General features: G+C 39.3%; 16 protein-coding genes. 6 read left to right on the forward strand and 10 right to left on the reverse strand.

Annotation, left to right across the window (positions count from 1 at the left end; all coding sequences use genetic code 11):
* Positions 1 to 34: 34 nt before the first annotated feature.
* Positions 35 to 418, reverse strand: a complete 384-nt coding sequence (gene gcvH, locus WAX86_RS15715) for a glycine cleavage system protein GcvH (RefSeq protein ID WP_036765525.1) — start codon at positions 416 to 418, stop codon at positions 35 to 37.
* Between the two features lie 281 nt (positions 419 to 699).
* On the opposite strand from gcvH, the gene gcvT reads away from it, so the two are divergent.
* Together gcvT and WAX86_RS15725 are read left to right on the forward strand one after the other, a co-directional pair.
* Entirely contained in the window at positions 700 to 1,818 is a 1,119-nt protein-coding gene (gcvT, locus tag WAX86_RS15720) for a glycine cleavage system aminomethyltransferase GcvT (protein WP_341489644.1), read from the forward strand.
* 373 nt (positions 1,819 to 2,191) lie between these two features.
* Complete coding sequence (locus tag WAX86_RS15725; RefSeq protein WP_081327227.1) at positions 2,192 to 2,890, forward strand: GntR family transcriptional regulator; 699 nt, start codon at positions 2,192 to 2,194, stop codon at positions 2,888 to 2,890.
* 331 nt (positions 2,891 to 3,221) lie between these two features.
* Here WAX86_RS15725 and WAX86_RS15730 read toward each other — a convergent pair whose 3' ends face one another.
* The 6 genes from WAX86_RS15730 to rbsD form a co-directional block, all read right to left on the reverse strand.
* Positions 3,222 to 4,226: a substrate-binding domain-containing protein gene (locus WAX86_RS15730; protein ID WP_341489645.1), complete on the reverse strand. Its 1,005-nt coding sequence runs from the start codon at positions 4,224 to 4,226 to the stop codon at positions 3,222 to 3,224.
* A gap of 186 nt (positions 4,227 to 4,412) precedes the next feature.
* Entirely contained in the window at positions 4,413 to 5,333 is a 921-nt protein-coding gene (gene rbsK, locus WAX86_RS15735; protein ID WP_065171923.1) for a ribokinase, read from the reverse strand.
* Positions 5,334 to 5,512: 179 nt separating this feature from the next.
* Complete coding sequence (gene rbsB, locus WAX86_RS15740) at positions 5,513 to 6,391, reverse strand: ribose ABC transporter substrate-binding protein RbsB (protein ID WP_341489646.1); 879 nt, start codon at positions 6,389 to 6,391, stop codon at positions 5,513 to 5,515.
* 73 nt (positions 6,392 to 6,464) lie between these two features.
* Entirely contained in the window at positions 6,465 to 7,451 is a 987-nt protein-coding gene (gene rbsC, locus WAX86_RS15745) for a ribose ABC transporter permease (protein ID WP_005304582.1), read from the reverse strand.
* Positions 7,448 to 8,953, reverse strand: coding sequence for a ribose ABC transporter ATP-binding protein RbsA (gene rbsA / locus WAX86_RS15750; protein WP_341489647.1), 1,506 nt, complete (start codon positions 8,951 to 8,953; stop codon positions 7,448 to 7,450). The genes rbsC and rbsA overlap by 4 nt, the downstream gene beginning before the upstream one ends.
* 58 nt (positions 8,954 to 9,011) lie before the next feature.
* Positions 9,012 to 9,431, reverse strand: coding sequence for a D-ribose pyranase (rbsD, locus tag WAX86_RS15755; protein WP_341489648.1), 420 nt, complete (start codon positions 9,429 to 9,431; stop codon positions 9,012 to 9,014).
* 399 nt (positions 9,432 to 9,830) lie between these two features.
* Here rbsD and WAX86_RS15760 point away from each other — a divergent pair, with 399 nt between their 5' ends.
* Complete coding sequence (locus WAX86_RS15760) at positions 9,831 to 10,043, forward strand: hypothetical protein (RefSeq protein WP_141705720.1); 213 nt, start codon at positions 9,831 to 9,833, stop codon at positions 10,041 to 10,043.
* A 10-nt stretch (positions 10,044 to 10,053) separates the two neighbouring features.
* Here WAX86_RS15760 and WAX86_RS15765 read toward each other — a convergent pair whose 3' ends face one another.
* Positions 10,054 to 10,857: a TOBE domain-containing protein gene (locus WAX86_RS15765; protein ID WP_341489649.1), complete on the reverse strand. Its 804-nt coding sequence runs from the start codon at positions 10,855 to 10,857 to the stop codon at positions 10,054 to 10,056.
* Positions 10,858 to 11,156: 299 nt separating this feature from the next.
* On the opposite strand from WAX86_RS15765, the gene WAX86_RS15770 reads away from it, so the two are divergent.
* Positions 11,157 to 12,872, forward strand: a complete 1,716-nt coding sequence (locus WAX86_RS15770; protein WP_148109198.1) for an NAD-dependent malic enzyme — start codon at positions 11,157 to 11,159, stop codon at positions 12,870 to 12,872.
* 107 nt (positions 12,873 to 12,979) lie between these two features.
* Here the strand turns inward: WAX86_RS15770 and rihA are convergent, their stop codons facing one another.
* Positions 12,980 to 13,918 (reverse strand): pyrimidine-specific ribonucleoside hydrolase RihA, encoded by a 939-nt coding sequence (gene rihA, locus WAX86_RS15775; protein WP_138241425.1) that lies wholly within the window; start codon positions 13,916 to 13,918, stop codon positions 12,980 to 12,982.
* A gap of 329 nt (positions 13,919 to 14,247) precedes the next feature.
* On the opposite strand from rihA, the gene WAX86_RS15780 reads away from it, so the two are divergent.
* Positions 14,248 to 15,006, forward strand: a complete 759-nt coding sequence (locus tag WAX86_RS15780; RefSeq protein ID WP_341489650.1) for a DmsC/YnfH family molybdoenzyme membrane anchor subunit — start codon at positions 14,248 to 14,250, stop codon at positions 15,004 to 15,006.
* Between the two features lie 270 nt (positions 15,007 to 15,276).
* Positions 15,277 to 16,545 (forward strand): divalent metal cation transporter, encoded by a 1,269-nt coding sequence (locus WAX86_RS15785; protein ID WP_331434048.1) that lies wholly within the window; start codon positions 15,277 to 15,279, stop codon positions 16,543 to 16,545.
* A 745-nt stretch (positions 16,546 to 17,290) separates the two neighbouring features.
* Here WAX86_RS15785 and arcC read toward each other — a convergent pair.
* Positions 17,291 to 18,220, reverse strand: coding sequence for a carbamate kinase (arcC, locus tag WAX86_RS15790; protein WP_036765535.1), 930 nt, complete (start codon positions 18,218 to 18,220; stop codon positions 17,291 to 17,293).
* Positions 18,221 to 18,639 lie beyond the last annotated feature (419 nt).

Raw genomic sequence — 18,639 nt, forward strand, 5'->3', positions numbered from 1 at the left:
CTCAATCAATTTAGAACAGTGGCGTGAATTTGATTTATGCTTCTTCTGCTAGCGTTGCTAAGTAAGATTCACCATCAATCAGTGCGTCAAGTTCACTTGGGTCAGTAAGTTTCACTTTAGCAATCCAACCGCCTTCATAGGGCTCATCATTTACAAGCTCTGGGCTATCGCCGAGTTCTTCATTAATTTCAAGGATTTCACCAGTAATAGGGGCATAAATATCTGATGCTGCTTTTACGGATTCAACAAGAGAAAATGTTTCGCCTGCATCTATGGTATCGCCGACTTCTGGAAGGTCCACAAATACAACATCACCAAGTAATCCTTGGGCGTGGTCTGAGATTCCAATCGTAACGGTTCCATCGCCATTATCTAAAACCCACTCATGACTGTTGGTGAACTTAAGTGTCTTTTCCATGTATGACTCCTTTTCGACTACAACTGTGATTATCGTTCTAACATCAACGTAACATACCGAGAGGATATATCAGGCGCAATGAAAAAATATAAAGAATGATACGTTGGGCACTTTTCTAATAAATCACTATAGCAACCGTTTACCTTTAGCGGTTTAATCACTATCTAAGCTTAAAATATAGATGAATCGAATAGTGCGTAATCGGTAACCAGAACCTTAGTTTGTTTACAATTAAGCAAAAAATAGCTCGTAAGAGAGTGCAAATAAAAGGAGATAAAGTGATGACGGAAAGCTTGTTAATGACGCCATTAAATAACATGCATAAAGAAGCAGGGGCCAAGATGGTTCCTTTTGCCGGTTATGAAATGCCAGTTCAATATCCTTTAGGTGTCAAAAAAGAACATTTGCACTGTCGTGAGAAGGCGGGTTTATTTGATGTTTCCCATATGGGACAAATACGCTTAATTGGTGAAGAGGCAGCGAAAGAGTTAGAAAAATTAGTCCCTGTAGATATTATTGATCTGCCAGTTGGTAAGCAGCGATACGCTTTATTTACTAACGAGCAAGGAGGGATCGAAGATGATCTTATGGTTACAAATTGTGGCGACTGCTTATATTTGGTCGTTAATGCCGCTTGTAAACATCAAGATATTGAGCGATTAAAGCAGCATCTTGCGCCAAGTGTCACTCTTGAAGTTTTAGAAGATCGTGCTCTGTTAGCTCTGCAAGGACCAAAAGCTGCGGCAGTATTGGCTCAACTAAATCCTGCTGTTTCTGATATGGTCTTTATGGATGCTTGCCGTTTAGATTTATTAGGTGTTGAGTGTTTTGTGAGTCGCTCTGGTTATACTGGAGAAGATGGATTTGAAATCTCAGTGCCGAATAATAAAGTAGAAGAGATTGCGCGCCATCTCGTAGAGTTTGAAGAAGTGGAGTGGATCGGGTTAGGGGCGCGAGATTCTTTACGTTTAGAGTGTGGACTTTGCCTCTATGGTCATGACCTGACATCATCAACCACCCCAGTTGAAGCCAGCCTATTGTGGGCTATCAGTCCGATTCGTCGTTTAGGCGGTGAACGAGCAGGAGGGTTCCCTGGTGCTGATGTGATCCTTGAACAAATTAAGACCAAGCAAATTGCTCAAAAGCGTATCGGCTTAATTGGTTTAACTAAGGCTCCTGTTCGTGAAGGTGTTGAATTGCTTGATGAAAACGATCAGGTGATAGGTACAGTAACCAGTGGTACTTATGGACCTTCGATTGCTCAACCCGTTTTAATGGCTTTTGTTGATATTGCGCATACTGATATTGGTATGGAAATGTGGGCATTGGTTAGAGGCAAAAAAATACCTGTACAAGTGACAAAAATGCCATTCGTCGCTCAGAACTATTATCGAGGTTAATAAATAAAAGGGAGCATTCGTTCCCTTTTTATTCATTATGGGTAAAATATCATTTATCAGTTGTTTTGTTTTTTTAATGAATCTTGATAGATATTCAAGATCCACATCTGTATTTTATAAATTAAATAATTAAGAATACTCTTGTTTGTAATGTGTATTTTTTAATAAGCTTTCTATGAAAGTATTTTTTTCTATGTAATTGTGTATATAAAAGCATATTATTGCTTGTTTATTTCTTGAACGTGACGGTGTATATTTATAAAATGTGTTGAATAAATATAAGAATAAAATGTGACGCTGGTTCCAATTATGGTTTAGGTGTATCATCCGTTCATATTATATTAATACCAATTATAATGAGACTCAGGAAATAATGGCTAGCCTTGAGAAAGATAATTTTTCTACGATCAGTGATCGTGTCATGCATCAAATTAGAAATGATATTTTAAATGGCGAATTTGAAGCAGGGCAAAAACTAATATTGAGTGATCTTAAACAGCGTTATAACGTTGGCGGTTCACCGTTACGGGAAGCAATGGTCCAGCTTTCTTGGCAAAAATACGTTATTTTAAAACCGCAAAAGGGATTTTGGGTCGCTGATGTGTCTTTAGATGAATTAAAAAGCATTATTAAAGCGCGTTTAGCTATCGGAAATATGGCGTTATGTGAAGCGATGAAACACGGAGATGAAAAGTGGGAACTGAATATTTTAACGACATACCATAAGTTAAGCCGCTTGGATCCGAACTCGCCAGATTTTACCCTGACTTTGTGGGAACGTCGCCATAAGGACTTTCATATGGCGCTTATATCATGCAAAGGCGCTGAGTTTGTCATGGGGTTAATGAGCACTATTTATGACCAGCAAGAGCGTTACCGTCATTTTCTTCTTGGCTCTAAGTTTACCCATGAAACGCAATACCATGATAATGGTGAACATGAGGCTATGATGAAGGCGGTACTAGATCGGAACTTGGATCTCGCATGTGAATTAGTTCGACAGCATACCGAAAAGCTTTATCAAGTGATTAAACAGGTTGGAAGTTTGCAAGCTTTAAATCCAACCAATTAAAAAAAGGCAGCCTGATTAATAATTAGGTTGCCTTTTTTATTGGGAAGGACATAAAGTGAATAACTTAGAATAAGTATTCTCCCGCCACATAGAAAAGTACATAAAATAAAACAAATAAAATAAGAACAGTAACAGTATGACGAAGCCAAGGTATATTTTTCTTATTCTGTTGATTTTTGCTCATAATAGACAACTCTATCAATTGTTTTATTCTAAAATATAGCAATAAAATGCGATTAACAATGCTTTAATTGACAACATGTATTTGCATTTATGGTATTGTTCTCTCTTTGTCATATATTGATAGAATAGTTAATATATAACAAAGAGATTAATTGTTTTTGACTGTACTATTTCGAATTACAAGGGTAGGTTCCAATTGTATTATCTTGTTATCTACTCGCTTATTAATAATATTATCAAGCAATAAATCAATGGCTTGTTGCCCTAATCGGTATTTTGGCTGATGAATGGTGGTTAGAGAAGGCGTCATGTATTGAGCTAACTTTATATCATCGTAGCCAATAATGGACATGTCATTGGGTATTTGAATTTTATGTTTAAAAGCTGAACTGATTGCTCCCATAGCCATCATATCATTACAGATAAAAAGGGCGCTTGGTATGCTTTTTTGGACAATTAGTTTATCAAATGCTTCTTCTCCACCGTCACATTCGAAGTTTCCTTCAATAATCCACTCTTTCTTAATGGATAGGTGGTTCTCTTCCATGGCTTGAACGAACCCCGATAGGCGTTGCTGGGCAGTCATTTTATCTAGGGGGCCCGTAATACAGCCAATTTCTGTATGCCCTTGGTCAATTAAATGCTGCGTTGCTAAATAGCCACCATGATGAGAATTATCTTGAATTTTATCGCTAGGAAAGTTGGTTGGTCCCCAGTCCATGATAACGGTTGGGATCGGCTTGTGGCGGCCAAACAGATCATAATCATTTGGCTCAACTTCACTGCACATAATCAATAAGCCATCAACACGCTTTTGTAGCAGCATATCAACATTGGAATGCATACGTTCAGTATCACCTTCCGTATTGCATAAAATAAGATTATAACCTTTTTGGTAGCAGCGCCTTTCAACGCCTTTGACGACTTCACCAAAAAAAGGATTGGTAGAGGTGGTAACCAACATACCGATGGTGCTGGTTTGGTTGACTTTTAAACTTCGGGCAAGGGCAGAAGGGGCATAGTTGAGAATTTCAACAGCATCCATTACGCGCTGTGAAATCTCTTCGCTAACAAAACGTGTCTTATTTAATACGTGGCTGACAGTTGAAGTGGATACTCCAGCGTATTTGGCCACATCCTTGATTGTTGCCATTGTGATATCCTGCTGTTGAGCCTAACTGGTGACGTTGTCACTTTAAGTCTGTGGTTAATCTTTATAAGAATGATTAGGCTGATTAATTGGAAGATGAAAAGATGTTACCAAACCTAGCAAATAAAGCTAATCCATTGTCTTTGCAAGGTTTGGTTACTAAGTTTACTTTTTCATTGTGGGGTGAGATTAGTTTTGTTGAGTTAAAAATAATGCAACTTCATCTCGGGTTGGTATTGATGTTTGAGCACCAAAGCGCGTCACTGATAGGGCCGCAGCTGCGTGAGCAAAACGAATAGCATCACGAAGTGGCATTTCTTCTTGTAATGCTGTAAGTAATGCGCCATTGAAGGTATCACCAGCTGCTGTGGTGTCAATAGCCTTGACTCGGAAGCCTTCAACTTGTTCGCCATGACCATTTTGGCTAATCCAAACACCTTTACTACCTAATGTGATCATCACACGCTCAATGCCTTTTGCATGTAGCGCTTCTGCGGCTTGTTGTGCTGAGTCCATATCAACAACTTTAATGCCAGTAAGAATTTCTGCTTCAGTTTCATTTGGGGTAATTAAATCAACACAAGCTAATAGTTCATCGGATAGTACTTTTGCAGGTGCCGGATTTAATACTACTTTTGTTCCAGCTGCTTTGGCTACTTTGGCTGCTTGTTCAATAGCACAAAGAGGGGTTTCAAGCTGCATTAATAGGGTATCTGCTTGCTCAATTAAGTGATGGTGAGGAGCCAGTTTTTCAGCGGTTAAGCAACCGTTAGCTTCAGCAGAAATACAGATACTATTTTCGCCCGTTGCTGCCACTTGAATCATGGCAATTCCTGTTGGCATATTCTCTTCAATCATGACCGCTTCAACATTCATCCCTTCAGTTGCAAAAGCTTCACGCATTGAATGACCGAAACTATCATCACCAACACAAGCAATAAAAGCAATGTCGGCACCTAATCGAGCAGCGGCTACGGCTTGGTTTGCGCCTTTGCCACCAGGGATCACCGCATAACTGTTACCGTGTAGTGTCTCACCCGGACGAGGAAAAGAGGCAACTTGAAGGACGTGATCAGCATTAACACTACCTAAGACAACTAATTTATTCATATCAAAACCTTTTAATGAAGTATTACTCTTCACGCTAACGCCGTAATTGGGTTGAGGTGGATCAGTATAGAAAATATATGAGTTAAGTTTTTCATGATTAAGAAAAAGTTAAATTATATATTTTACTAATTAATTGATTTTATTAGGGCCTGCCATAAACAAGCCCTAATTGTAATGGATTATTGAGTGATAACTTTCAATGGAACAGGAATATTCTTCTCAACTGTTTCGCCTTTAAGCACTTTGGCTGCGGTTTCTACACCCAAAGAACCAATTAGATCCGGCTGTTGAGCAATAGTTGCGCCAAGTTTACCGCGTTTGGTTGCGGCAATACCGTCTTCTGTACCATCAAAGCCAACCACTAATACGTTTTTACCTGATGCTTGAATCGCACGAAGGGCACCAAGAGCCATTTCATCGTTTTGTGCAAATACCGCTTGTACATCAGGGTTAGCCGCTAACATGTTTTCCATAACGTTAAGACCTTTAGTTCGGTCAAAATCGGCAGGCTGGCTTGCTAAAAGATCCATGCCGTATTTCTTAACTGCATCCATAAAACCTTGACCGCGTTCACGTGCAGCAGAAGTACCTGCAATACCTTCTAGCTGAATAACTTTGGCTTTTTGTCCCACTTTTTCCATAATGAACTTACCCGCCATTTCACCACCAGCAACGTTATCCGAGGCAATATGACTTACAACATCACCACGAGAAGCACCACGGTCAAGTGTTAGGACTGGGATTTTAGAGCGGTTTGCGATACGGATTGCATTTGATACCGCGTCAGAATCGGTTGGGTTAATCAAAATGGCTTTTACACCACGAACAGTAAGATCTTCAACGTTAGATAGTTCTTTACTTGGGTCATTTTGTGAATCCAATACGATCAACTCATAGCCTAACTCTTTCGCCTTTGCTTCAGCGCCATCTTTCATGGTGACAAAAAATGGGTTGTTAAGAGTTGAAACCACCATAGCCATAGTATCTTGTGCTGATGCTGTAGAGCTAAAAGAGGCTGAAATTAGGGCGGCTGAAATAAGCGTTGCTAGTTTTTTCATGACATCATTCCTTTTCTGTTCGGTAAGTCGCTAGTCTTTAATATTTAACGACTTACCGTGTTCACGTCGTGGGTTACTTATTTTTGTTATCTACCAGTACTGCAAGTAGGATGACAACCGCTTTTGCGATCATCTGGTAGTAAGATGAAACATCGAGTAGGTTTAGAGCGTTGTTCAAGAAGCCGATAATCAGTGCACCGATAAGTGTGCCCATAATTCGACCTTTACCCCCAGCTAAGCTTGTACCACCCAGAACAACCGCTGCAATCGCGTCTAGTTCGTAGCCCATACCAGCTGTTGGTTGAGCTGAAGATAGGCGAGAGGTAATAATGATACCGGCAAGCGCAGAGAGGAAACCACAGATTGCATAGACCCCGATTTTTACGCGATCTACATTGATGCCTGATAGACGAGTCGCTGATTCGTTACCACCAAGAGCATAAACATAGCGGCCAAAACGAGTATGATTAAGTAGGTACCAAGCAGCAGCAAACACAATCACCATTAGCCAAATTGGCACAGGAATTCCCATCGCATAACCGGTACCAAACCAAGCAAAGCTATCGGCTACATCAGTAAAACCTGTTGAGATAGGGCGACCATCGGTATACACCATGGTGACACCACGTAATAAGGTCATGGTAACCAGTGTGGCAATAAAGGCCTGCACTTTACCTTTTGCGATGATGACACCACTAATAGCACCTAAGATGGCACCCGCTAATAGGGCAGTAGGCACGGCAATGAGAACTGGTACTTCCATCGCAATTAAGGTTGCAGCAAAAGCACCACACAGAGCTAATACTGAACCCACACTGAGGTCAATGCCTGCGGTTAAAATAACCAGGGTCATACCAACTGCGATAATGGCGTTAACCGAGGTTTGGCGCAGAATGTTTAATATGTTGTCGACAGTAAAAAAGTTGGGGTTTAAAAACGAAACGACCACAATTAGGAAGATCAGGGCGATCAACGACTTTTGTTCAATAAGCCACTCTTTGGTAAACAGCTTATTGGAATTAGATTGAGCGTTATCTGCTTTCATTGTCTTGGTGCTCATGCTGCTACCTCATCAATACGTTTGCCTACTGCACAGGCTAAGAGTTTTTCTTGGTTGGCTTCTTCTGGGGTAAATTCACCGCTAATACGACCTTCATGCATCACCAAAATGCGATCGCTCATGCCAAGTACTTCTGGCATTTCTGAGGACACTAAAATGATACTCATACCATCGGCTTTAAATTGGTTAATTAATTGATAAATCTCTTTTTTCGCACCAACATCTACCCCGCGAGTTGGTTCATCTAAGATTAAGACTTTCGGCTTGGTCATTAATCCCTTGGCAATGGCGACTTTTTGCTGATTACCGCCAGATAAATTACCAATGATCTGATCTCGAGTTGGTGTTTTAATATTAAATAAGCGAATGAAATCTTCGACCGCAATAACTTCTTGTTGTTGATCGATCTTGATACCATTTGACAGTTGCTCTAGGGCACAGAGCGACATATTTTCTTTGACTGAAAGGCCCAAAATTAAGCCATCGCCTTTACGATCTTCGGAGATATAAGCAATACCGTTGGCTAAACCATCTTGTGGTGAAATTGGGTTAATAATCTTGCCATCTAGGATCACATCTCCACTTTCTCGGGTGAGTGCTCCGTAAATCACTTTCATCAGTTCAGTACGTCCAGCTCCCATAAGGCCGGAAATTCCTAAGATTTCACCGCGATCTAGAGTAAAGCTCACATCATTAATACCAGAGCCAGTTAAGTTTTTGACTTCTAAACAGGTAGTGCCATGTTTTACTGCAATACGGGGATATTGCTCATCTAAACGACGGCCAACCATCATTTCAATCAGACCATCTTCATCGGTGTCAGCAACACGACATTCACCAATGAATTTACCGTCACGAAGCACGGTAATATCGTCACAAATTTCAAAAATCTCTTTTAGTCGATGGGAGATATAAACAATGCCGCAACCTTCACTGCGTAATTCATTAATCACATTAAATAGCGACTCTGTCTCGGTATCTGTCAGTGCATCTGTTGGTTCGTCCATGATGATCACTTGAGATTTAAACGACAACGCTTTGGCAATTTCTACCATTTGTTGTTCACCAAGACTTAACTCACCAAGTAGTTGACGCGAGCTGTGCTTAACGTTTAAACGCTTGAGTAGCGCATCTGCTTCACGGTACATTTCTGCCCATTTGATGCCACCAAAGACGTTGGTTTTTTCTCGACCTAGAAAGATATTTTCAGCAATGGTTAACTCAGGAATTAAGTTCAGCTCTTGGTGAATAATGCTGATCCCAGCTTCCTGTGAATGGCGAGGTCCATGAAAATGAATGGGTGCTCCTTGATAACGTACTTCGCCTGCATCTTTACTATAAATACCGGTTAGTACCTTCATCAGAGTGGATTTTCCCGCACCGTTTTCTCCCATTAATGCCATAACTCTGCCGGGGTAGACATTGAGGCAGGCGTTATCCAGAGCTTTTACACCAGGGAAGGCTTTTTCGATACCTTCAAGAGCGAGAATTGGCTGTGTCATAATGATTCCCTTGCTTGTTGAACGCAGAGCTTAATTGGATTGTGATTAAGCCTAGGCGTTAAAACACAACACCAGATTGAAAGATGACATTGGCATAAGGGGTGCATTCACCCGAACGAACAACGGCTTTGCTCTCGTGAGTTTGCTGTTTAAATGCTTCGTGGCTGATGTAATTAACCTTGATTTGTTTGCCACATAGCGCTTCTTCTTCACGAATTAAAGCAATTAACGCTTCGTGTACGGTTGGATTGATCTGCGGTAATTCTTGGGCCAGTACAACACCTTCAATTTGCATCTCAGAGAGTATTGCTTTTACGGTTTCGATAAAACTTGGCGTTCCTGGTACAAGTGCAAGGTCGATACGTTGCGATGGTTCAGGAATTGGCAAACCCGCATCACAAATCGTAATTTCGTCTGTGTGGCCTAAGGTTGAAACTAAGTAAGACAATTCAGAGTTAATCAGCGCACTCTTTTTCATGAGATAACCTTTTGTAGAGTTTTTATTATTTGATGTTTTCAGCGAATGTTTCTGTTTGAGAAAACACCATCGAAACGATTACGCAAACGTTTCGATGGCTGAAATGTAATCTTTTCTGTTATTGTTTGCAGCAAAGAGAGAGAAAAAGTGTGATGAATATCGGTAACAATATTGCCAAGGAGAATAATTATTTGGAGGTGATCACAGTTCAATAGTTACAGAATTCGACTTAATTAAATTGAAAACGTTGTTTAATTAATGAACTGTCAGTTATCTGTAAATTTACGCAAATATGAGGCGAAATCTTTGCTAACCAAAAAACAAAAACAGTATGATCGGTTCAGGTTTGAGTCAGGATAGGGATGTAGTTACAGGAATGGCGGTATCAATGCATAGCCTATGGTTTATTTCTTTATCCATAATTCCTATATCCATAGTATGTTTCCTCTATGGGTTGAGAATAAAGAAAAACAGTATCGCTGTGATAGCTATATTGGTGTTGCTGTTTATGGTAATGGTACTGATAACCTTGCAATATCAAGATTATCAGCATTTATCGCAGTGTGTACAAGAAGGAAAAACGTATCAGCCATTCACTGGCAGATGCGTTGAATAATGTGATTTAACAAAGAGTTGCGATGGTCACTTGGCTTGAGGCAAACAGGGCGTACAAAGGCATATCGATCTGTAATGATGTTGATGGCAATTGTTGGTTTTTGACCAGTGCACATACAGTAACATCACTGCTTAATGCCAACTCTAATTCGGTAAATTCTTTGTCTTGGCTAAAGGATATGAGTGTTCCAAGTAGCTGATTATCAAAATCTTTGCCTTTAGCTTCTATTTCTGATGGTAAACACACTTCAATTGAAGGGCCTTTGATCAAGGCTACAGCATCTTTGCCTTCCATTAATTGTAAGCGGATTGTACTGCCGTGAGTAATGGTTGCGATCACTTGATGAATAGAATCTAACTTAATGGTGACAACATCATGTAGATCAAAGCGATCGACTTTGGATATATGACCAAATAGTTGATTTCGAGCACTGGTTTGTAGTGAGAATCGGCTCATTACACCCAGTAAGCTATCAAGAGGGGCATTATCATCACTGAGCGCTTTTAAGCCCATATCTTGAATTTTATCTAACAGTTCATACATTTGAATAACACGCTGTCCTAATCGTGTTAATTCTGCACCGCCACCACCTTTGCCACCTTTTTCACTATGAATGACAGGTCCTTCTGGGCGAGAGTTCATATCTTTTACTGCATCGAATGCTGCTTTATAGCTTAATCCTGCAACTTTAGCGCCTTGGCTAATGGAGCCTGTTTGAGCGATTGCTTTTAGGAGTGCAATTCGACGAGGATTAGCAAAGGTTTTGCCATTTTCAAACAAGGTTAGTTGGGCATCAAGCTTCATTGACATAGTAGATCACGATTATTTTTAACAGACTTCACATTATACGACTGAATAACCTTATGATCCAAAATGAAATAACGGTGTGGTTAAAGAATTAGCAGATTTGCTTAAGAGAAACTGAGTTAATCGGTCGTTGTCACATTTTTATTACAATGAGAGGTCTATGATTTTTTTCTGACACTGAAAGTGATACCAATGGATATGATGAGATATTTGAATCCACTTGATAAGTTAAGTATCTGTTTTCATATTTATTTTATGCTTAATAATTCAATGTCATTATAAATCTATTATGGAGAGTGGTTATGACCGTTGGAAAATACCTGAGATGGAAAGATGAACAAGGCAATGCGTTTCGTCCTGTTTCGCTCACTGGCACCGAGTTACTGAATGATAGAACCCTCAATAAGAGTACCGCATTTACTTACGAAGAGCGTGAGGCATTTCAGTTAAACGGGTTATTACCACCTCGTGTTCAAACGTTTGAAGATCAGCTTAATCGTGTTTATGACGGTTTTCGCAGTGCCTCTACTGATATCGAGAAGTATCTCTTTTTACGTGCCTTACAAGATCGTAATGAAACACTTTTCTATGCGCTACTATCTCGACATGTTGAAGAGATGACGCCTATTATTTATACCCCAACGGTGGGCAAGGCGTGTCAGGAGTTTAGCCACCGTTATCAAAAAGCTAGAGGTCTTTACGTTACCGAAGACAATGTCAGTCAGATGGGAGAGATGGCTCGTCATTTTTCTGGTAAAGAGATCAAAATTATTGTTGTAACAGATAGCCAAGGTATTCTAGGTATTGGCGACCAAGGCGTTGGGGGAATGGGGATCCCAATTGGTAAGCTATCTCTTTATACTTTAGGTGCCGGTATTCATCCTGCTCACTGTTTACCTATTGCCTTAGATGTTGGAACGGATAATCAAGAGTTGCTCAATGATCCTATGTATTTAGGGATCCCTCGTAAACGTCTACGCGGTGAAGAATATAAACGCTTTATTAAACGATTTGTTAAACAGGTGAAACGTCATTTCCCGAAAGCAGTTTTGCAATGGGAAGATTTCAGTAAATCGAATGCTTTTGATAATCTCAGCGATTATGAAGATGTATTACCTTCATTTAATGATGATATCCAAGGTACTGGTTCTGTTGTTCTTGCGGGTGTTCTTGGCGCATGCCGTATGAAGAAGGAGTCGTTGGTTGATCAAACCTTCGTTGTATATGGCGCTGGGGCTGGTGGCGTAGGTGTTGCCGATCAAATTTATGCGGGTTTATTAAAAGAGGGCTGTACCCATCAAGCGGCACGAGACAAGATCTTTATTCTAGATTCACAAGGTTTAGTGTTTGAAGACCGTGATGGCTTAGATGAGTATAAGAAACGCTACGCAAAATCGCGTGATATCGCGGAAGGTTGGCACACGGAAGAATTGGGTAAAGTAACCTTAACCGAACTTCTTAATAATTATCCGGTAACCGTATTACTTGGAACCAGTGGCATCGGTGGGGCGTTCAAAGCTGAGCATGTTCAAAAGATGATGGAATATACACCTCGTCCGATGATTTTCCCTCTATCTAATCCAACGGCAAATTGTGAAGCGCTACCAGAAGATATTTATCAGTGGAGTGATGGACAAGCGATTGTTGCAACAGGTAGTCCATTTGGTAATGTGACTTATAATGGTTTTGAGTATCGTATTGGCCAAGGAAATAACGTGTTTATTTTCCCTGGGGTTGGTTTAGCATCCATTGTTTCAAAGACACAAAAAATCACTCTTGATATGTTTACAACCGCTTCTTATGCACTAGCTGAGTGTGTTACAGAAGATGATCTTGCCGAAGGCAGTGTTTACCCTCATATCCGAGATTTGAAATCTGTTTCTATTACCGTTGCAAAAGCGATCTTAAATCATATTCAAGCAACGGATCCAAATAGTTGTTTGCGCGGTCAAGATATCGAACATTTACTGGCGGAGCAAATGTGGGAACCCGTTTATTTACCTTATCGTCGAGTATAATTATTTTCTAATCTACTCTTAATAAGTTAATACGCCGCTGTTAGAAATATAACAGCGGCGTTCTTTTTATCGGTCTATTTTATTCTTTGGGAAAAAGAGGTGTAGTGCTATTTATTATAATGTTCTAATGACTCAACTAGCAGATCGACAAAACCTTCTCGATTAAGACCAAATAGCACTTTAGCGTTAGGCTTTTTACCTGTTACGTTATAGCGATCAACGACAGTCATTCCTTGGGTATGTTCACCTTGGGTTTCAATACTGACATAACAGTCTTGGGCATCAAATAATTCAGGTTTTAATAGCCAAGCGATCGTACAAGGGTCATGCAAAGGGGCACCTTCAAACCCCCATTTTGGATTCCGATGATAAATCATAAAGAAGTCGAGTAATTCTGCGACACATTGAGCTATAGAATTTGGAATGGCACGGATTCGCTCAATATCTTGATCCATAATTTGCGCTTGGTGGGTGACATCTAAGCCACACATTACAATTGGAATTCCAGACTTAAATACGATATCAGCAGCTTCTGGATCAACAAAAATATTAAACTCAGCCGCTGGAGACCAATTCCCCACACCTGCCGCACCTCCCATTAAAACAATTTGTTTAATTTTACGGTGTAGATGAGGGTAAGCGCTTAAAAAAATCGCGATGTTGGTCAAAGGGCCTGTGGGAACAAGAGTTATTGGTTCTGAAGATTCTTGTAAGGTTTTTGCTATTAATTCAAATGCAGTAAGTGATGAAGCTTTACATTTAGCATCAGGGAGTTCTGGTCCATCTAATCCTGACTCGCCATGGACATCAGGAGCAATGATTAAATCTCGTGATAACGGCTTTTTAGCTCCACCTGCAACTTCAATATCAGTACGGTTTAACAGAGTTAATATTCGTAACGCATTGTTAAGTGTTTTATCTGGAGTTTGATTGCCTGCACTGGTTGTCACGGCTTTAACATCTAATTCGTGACGGCTTAACGCTAAAATAAGAGCAATGGCATCATCATGACCAGGATCGCAATCGCAAATAATAGGTAACGACATAGGGTTCTCCATTAAACCATTATGGTAATAAATATCTCCAATGTAGCATTTAAAAACAGAGGATTATGTTAATCCCATCATAGGGTTTTATTTCTATAACGTCTTTTTGAGCACTCTATATTTAAATTCATTGCTTGGTGTACCAGCCACTCATACTTACTAGATTAGGTATTTCGACACTACTTGAGTATAGATTGCACCATTAACAGAATACTTCCTTGGTGGTAAAACTTCTCATTTAGCTTGAATTTGGGCACAATACGCCGCATTAAAAAGTCGCTAATGGCATTAGCATAAATTAAGAAAACAAACCTTAGGAGCATTAGGTTATGTTATGGTCTGATTGGCCGTTATTGTTGTCGAGTGTGCTAGCTCAATTAGCAATAGGTGCATTTTTATTTTTAGGTGGCGCGATCTTAACCGGTAAGCTCTGCTTTGGGCAAAATGATCGTGTTCAGCGTACGTTACCTGGACTTTGGTTCCTTTTATTTGCTTCATTAGTGATTCGTGAAGTGACATTGATGTTCTCCCAAACCTATGTAGCAAAGCCGATTGGCACAGAAACACTGTTTGCGATTTCTTTTTTTGCCTTGGCATTAACGTACTGGTTTGCCGAAAAGCAGCTAATGGGAAATGATACTGCGCGTAAGATATTGTTAAGTTATGCGATTTTTATGGGATGCGCATACTTTGTTGTTGGTATTATACTTCGTAGTAACCATTTATTAGTTGCGATGCATTTTGTGGCCACAACTTTATGCGGCGGAGCCTTGTTAGCACATGCTCTTTTGGTGAAAGCTGAACATAAAGTTACCGAATTTAATACATGGCTTCCGTTTATTGGTGCCGGCATTGCGTTGCTATGTTTAGTATTGGGTATACCGCAATTGGGTGATTTAGCTACACAAGCTAACCAAGGCGAACTCGGTCCATTTGTCGCTCAAGTAATCAGTCTTGGGTTATTGATAGCGGCTGTAGGTGTTTGGTTTATGCCTTTGTTAACCAAATCTAAGCCTGTTTGGAATGTCATGGCATTTGCTATTTTTCTGATCTTTTTATCTTCTTATGGCGCTGCTGTAGGGTATTAAATATCTAAATATAGCGTTCCATTTTTATATTGAAAGCTACTTTAATTGAAGGTGGCTTTTTTTTATTTTTATTATCAGTAATTGATTTATTTTCTCATTTTTTTATTGCAAGTGTCTTTAGATATTTCTAATTTTTTACACCTAAAATGAAATATTATTCTTTCCCATTAATATTGCGTAGCGATATTGTTTGTTGCTTAAGATCACATTCTTTTCATGAAGTATTTTTTTGTGCACACTGTTGCAATAATTACTATTCAAGGATGAAGTATGCAATCGATAGCAAGAGAAGTGGAAAGCGAGAGTAATTTCAAATCATTTTTACAGTCTTTAGGTCCAGGCATTATGGCGGCAACCGCTGCAATAGGTGGTTCTCATTTAGTTGCATCAACAAAAGCGGGGGCTATATATGGATGGCAGTTAGCTGGAGTTATATTACTTGTAAACTTACTTAAATATCCATTTTTTCGAGCTGGTGTTCAATATACAATGGCAACAGGACGGAGCCTAGTCGATGGATATAATGCACTGGGGCGTGGGTATTTAATTGCATTTTTTTCATTAACTACATTCGCTGCAGTGGTTAATACAGCTGCAGTTGTTATGTTTACTGCAAGCTTATTAAGTTATTTTTTACCTATATCAGTTTCGATTACTTTACTGTCGGCTATCGTGTTAGTCATTTCATTTGTAATTTTGATTGCAGGGCATTACAAAGCTCTTGATTCGATTTCAAAGATAATAATGATGACTTTAGTGATTGCAACTGTTGTCGCTGCCGTAATCGCCTACTCAAATCGACTTACCGATCCTATTGTGTATCAATCTCCCTCTCCTTGGACATTAGCTGCTTTAGGCTTTATGGTTGCAATGATGGGATGGATGCCTGCTCCAATTGAAATTTCTTGCTTAACATCAATATGGCTAATAAATCAAAAAAAGCATACAAATGTGACCCGAAACTCGGCTCTTCTGGACTTTAATATTGGTTATATGACAACAGCACTTCTTGCGATTGTTTTTCTCGCATTAGGAGCTTTGATCTTACATGGTAGTGATGAACCATTGAAAACTTCTGGTATCGGCTTTTCTCACCAACTTGTTAGTATGTATGCCAGTACAATAGGTGAGTGGTCCCGTTATTTAATTGCTTTTGTCGCATTTGCTTGTATGGCAGGAACTACATTAACTGTTCTAGATGGGTATTCCAGGGCTGTTGCTGAGGCTCAACGCTTATTACAACAGAAATCTACCGGGCATCGCCGTACGATCAATACATGGATGGCAATAATTAGTATGATTGCACTAGCGATTTTGCTATTTTTTACTTCTAGTTTAATGGCAATGTTAGATTTTGCGATGATAGCGGCTTTTGTTACTACGCCTATTTTTGCTTTGCTCAATTATCGTTTAATTACCTCAGATCAAATACCACAAGAGCACAGAATCTCACTTCCTCTGAATCTTTTATCCATTTTTGGCTTAATTTATCTATTTGGATTCCTCTTTATTTTCATTTGGTGGAAATGGTTGATGTGATGAATAGTGCCCTTTTTTCTCTAAGCTGAATTGCTCCAGAGTTTAGAGAAAGAGGGTATTATCTTATTGATCAAACGCCCACTAATCTCTTCTAGTAAAAATACTTTTTGCATATTTTCGTAAAGTTGTTCTAAAAAAGATATATTACTGTTGTTAATTTCATCAAAAAAGACATGAGTAAGACTTTTTATCGCCACTTTGTTCTATATTGGTTATATGACAAACAGATTGTTATTCTAGGTGCAACAATATGTTTGTTAATGAGTATTTATCTCACTAGATGAAACACGTAAAGTAGAGAAATCGCTGAGAAGTATGATTATGAATAATCGACTTCATTGTCATTTTGAGTGTTGTCATTTGGTTATGAAAAAGATTGTAACGCGCATTGCGATGATTTTGATAACACTGCTAGGGACGATTGTTGTTCCAGCCTACATTGGTTACCAATTATCGGAATGTATAACGATTTTTTCGACATAGATTTATTCATTGCCGATAATTACCATTGAGTTAATGGTATAAAATTTTGTGAGCTAGAAGGGATGAGTAACTTGTGATGGAATCAGTGGCAACACTGAGAATTGGCTCAGCCTCCAAGAAGAGTGGGGGCTTTTTTTTGGTTTGTATTTGAATCATGTTTTATTCTTAGTGACAAATTGAAAAGCGCAGCAATGAAGTATAGTGTTTCTAGCTGAAACCGACATAACTGCGCTTTATTAAGGCGTGACTCGCTTACCTAGGATTAGTAATAGATAATACCTTCGCCTTGGGTAATTAGAGTTCCAGCTTCATTAACGATAATCTTATCAAGTTCAAACAGCGAACCAATAGCAGCATTGCCGCGACCTGAGTTCACAAACTGACACACAGCATCGATCTTAGGACCCATTGAGCCAGCAGGGAAATTAAATTCAGATAAACCTGCTGGAGTTGCACGACGCATTTCAGCTTGATCTTCTTTGCCGTAGTTTTTATAAACAGAACCATCAGTCAGAATAATAAAGAGATCAGCATTGATCTTTTCTGCAAGAAGCTCGGCAGTAAGATCTTTATCAATTACGCATTCAACCCCAGAGCTTGTACCATTTTCAAAGCAAACAGGTACGCCACCACCACCACATGCAATAACAACATTATCTGCTTTTACCAGTGTCTCAATTTGTTTTAATTCGACAATATCTGTTGGTTTTGGCGACGGAACTACGCGGCGGTAGTATTGACCATCTTCTTTGAAAATTTTATCGCTGGTTTGCATGATCTCTGTTGCACTTTCTTTTGTGTAAACTGGACCGACAAACTTTGTTGGGTTTGCAAACGCACTGTCTTCTCGGCTTACTACTGTTTGAGTTATGAGTGTTGCCACCGATAGTTCGGTATCAATATTTCGTAACTCTTGCTGCAGCATATATCCAACCATACCGCATGTTTGTGAACCTAATACATCCATAGGATAAGGTGTAGTTTCAGGAGAATACTCTTGATATGCGGCGTTTTGTTCCATCAATAGGCCAACTTGAGGCCCATTACCATGGACTATAATGATTTCGTTATCTTTAGCGATAGACGCAATACTTGCTGCGGCTTTTCTTATGTTATCTCTTTGATTTTCTGCTGTTAATGCTTGGCCGCGAGCGAGTAGGGCGTTGCCACCTAATGCTAAAACTATGCGCATGATCGTATCTCCATATAAATTTAATTTATCCCCCAAAAAATTGGCTTTTGAGGACAACACTCTTTTGGTGTATGTGGGGCAGAATATAGTTTTAGTTGTAACGGATATGTGATTTAAGTCGTAACTTTTTATATAAAAGAATTAGATGCTATTGATGATACAACTATATAATTTGCCTAAATATTCTGGATGAATAACAGATTTAAGGAGTGTTGCCTTAGTTGCGAAATATTGATTCTATGTAAATGAATAAGTTTCCTTCGTTAACACCAAAATAAATGATGCGATAATGTTATCAAGGTCACATTTATTTACATTTCATATTAATGGCATAGACTTTAGATTATGAAGCAAGTTTAATTCGCACCTAGTGATAGAGCACAGTTAGCATGTAATAGTTTGTAACTATATTGCGCTTT

Origin of the sequence: Photobacterium damselae subsp. damselae, assembly GCF_038086725.1 — a bacterium.
Lineage (GTDB): Bacteria > Pseudomonadota > Gammaproteobacteria > Enterobacterales > Vibrionaceae > Photobacterium > Photobacterium damselae.

Excerpts from the sequence above, each read along its gene's own strand:
- gcvT (WP_341489644.1), top strand. The coding sequence starts at position 700 with ATGACGGAAAGCTTGTTAATGACGCCATTAAATAACATGCATAAAGAA.
- rbsD (WP_341489648.1), bottom strand. The coding sequence starts at position 9,431 with ATGAAAAAGAGTGCGCTGATTAACTCTGAATTGTCTTACTTAGTTTCA.
- WAX86_RS15725 (WP_081327227.1), top strand. The coding sequence starts at position 2,192 with ATGGCTAGCCTTGAGAAAGATAATTTTTCTACGATCAGTGATCGTGTC.
- rbsA (WP_341489647.1), bottom strand. The coding sequence starts at position 8,953 with ATGACACAGCCAATTCTCGCTCTTGAAGGTATCGAAAAAGCCTTCCCT.
- WAX86_RS15760 (WP_141705720.1), top strand. The coding sequence starts at position 9,831 with ATGGTTTATTTCTTTATCCATAATTCCTATATCCATAGTATGTTTCCT.
- WAX86_RS15730 (WP_341489645.1), bottom strand. The coding sequence starts at position 4,226 with ATGGCAACAATCAAGGATGTGGCCAAATACGCTGGAGTATCCACTTCA.
- rbsC (WP_005304582.1), bottom strand. The coding sequence starts at position 7,451 with ATGAGCACCAAGACAATGAAAGCAGATAACGCTCAATCTAATTCCAAT.
- WAX86_RS15765 (WP_341489649.1), bottom strand. The coding sequence starts at position 10,857 with ATGTCAATGAAGCTTGATGCCCAACTAACCTTGTTTGAAAATGGCAAA.
- rbsK (WP_065171923.1), bottom strand. The coding sequence starts at position 5,333 with ATGAATAAATTAGTTGTCTTAGGTAGTGTTAATGCTGATCACGTCCTT.
- WAX86_RS15780 (WP_341489650.1), top strand. The coding sequence starts at position 14,248 with ATGTTATGGTCTGATTGGCCGTTATTGTTGTCGAGTGTGCTAGCTCAA.
- arcC (WP_036765535.1), bottom strand. The coding sequence starts at position 18,220 with ATGCGCATAGTTTTAGCATTAGGTGGCAACGCCCTACTCGCTCGCGGC.
- WAX86_RS15785 (WP_331434048.1), top strand. The coding sequence starts at position 15,277 with ATGCAATCGATAGCAAGAGAAGTGGAAAGCGAGAGTAATTTCAAATCA.
- WAX86_RS15770 (WP_148109198.1), top strand. The coding sequence starts at position 11,157 with ATGACCGTTGGAAAATACCTGAGATGGAAAGATGAACAAGGCAATGCG.
- rihA (WP_138241425.1), bottom strand. The coding sequence starts at position 13,918 with ATGTCGTTACCTATTATTTGCGATTGCGATCCTGGTCATGATGATGCC.
- gcvH (WP_036765525.1), bottom strand. The coding sequence starts at position 418 with ATGGAAAAGACACTTAAGTTCACCAACAGTCATGAGTGGGTTTTAGAT.
- rbsB (WP_341489646.1), bottom strand. The coding sequence starts at position 6,391 with ATGAAAAAACTAGCAACGCTTATTTCAGCCGCCCTAATTTCAGCCTCT.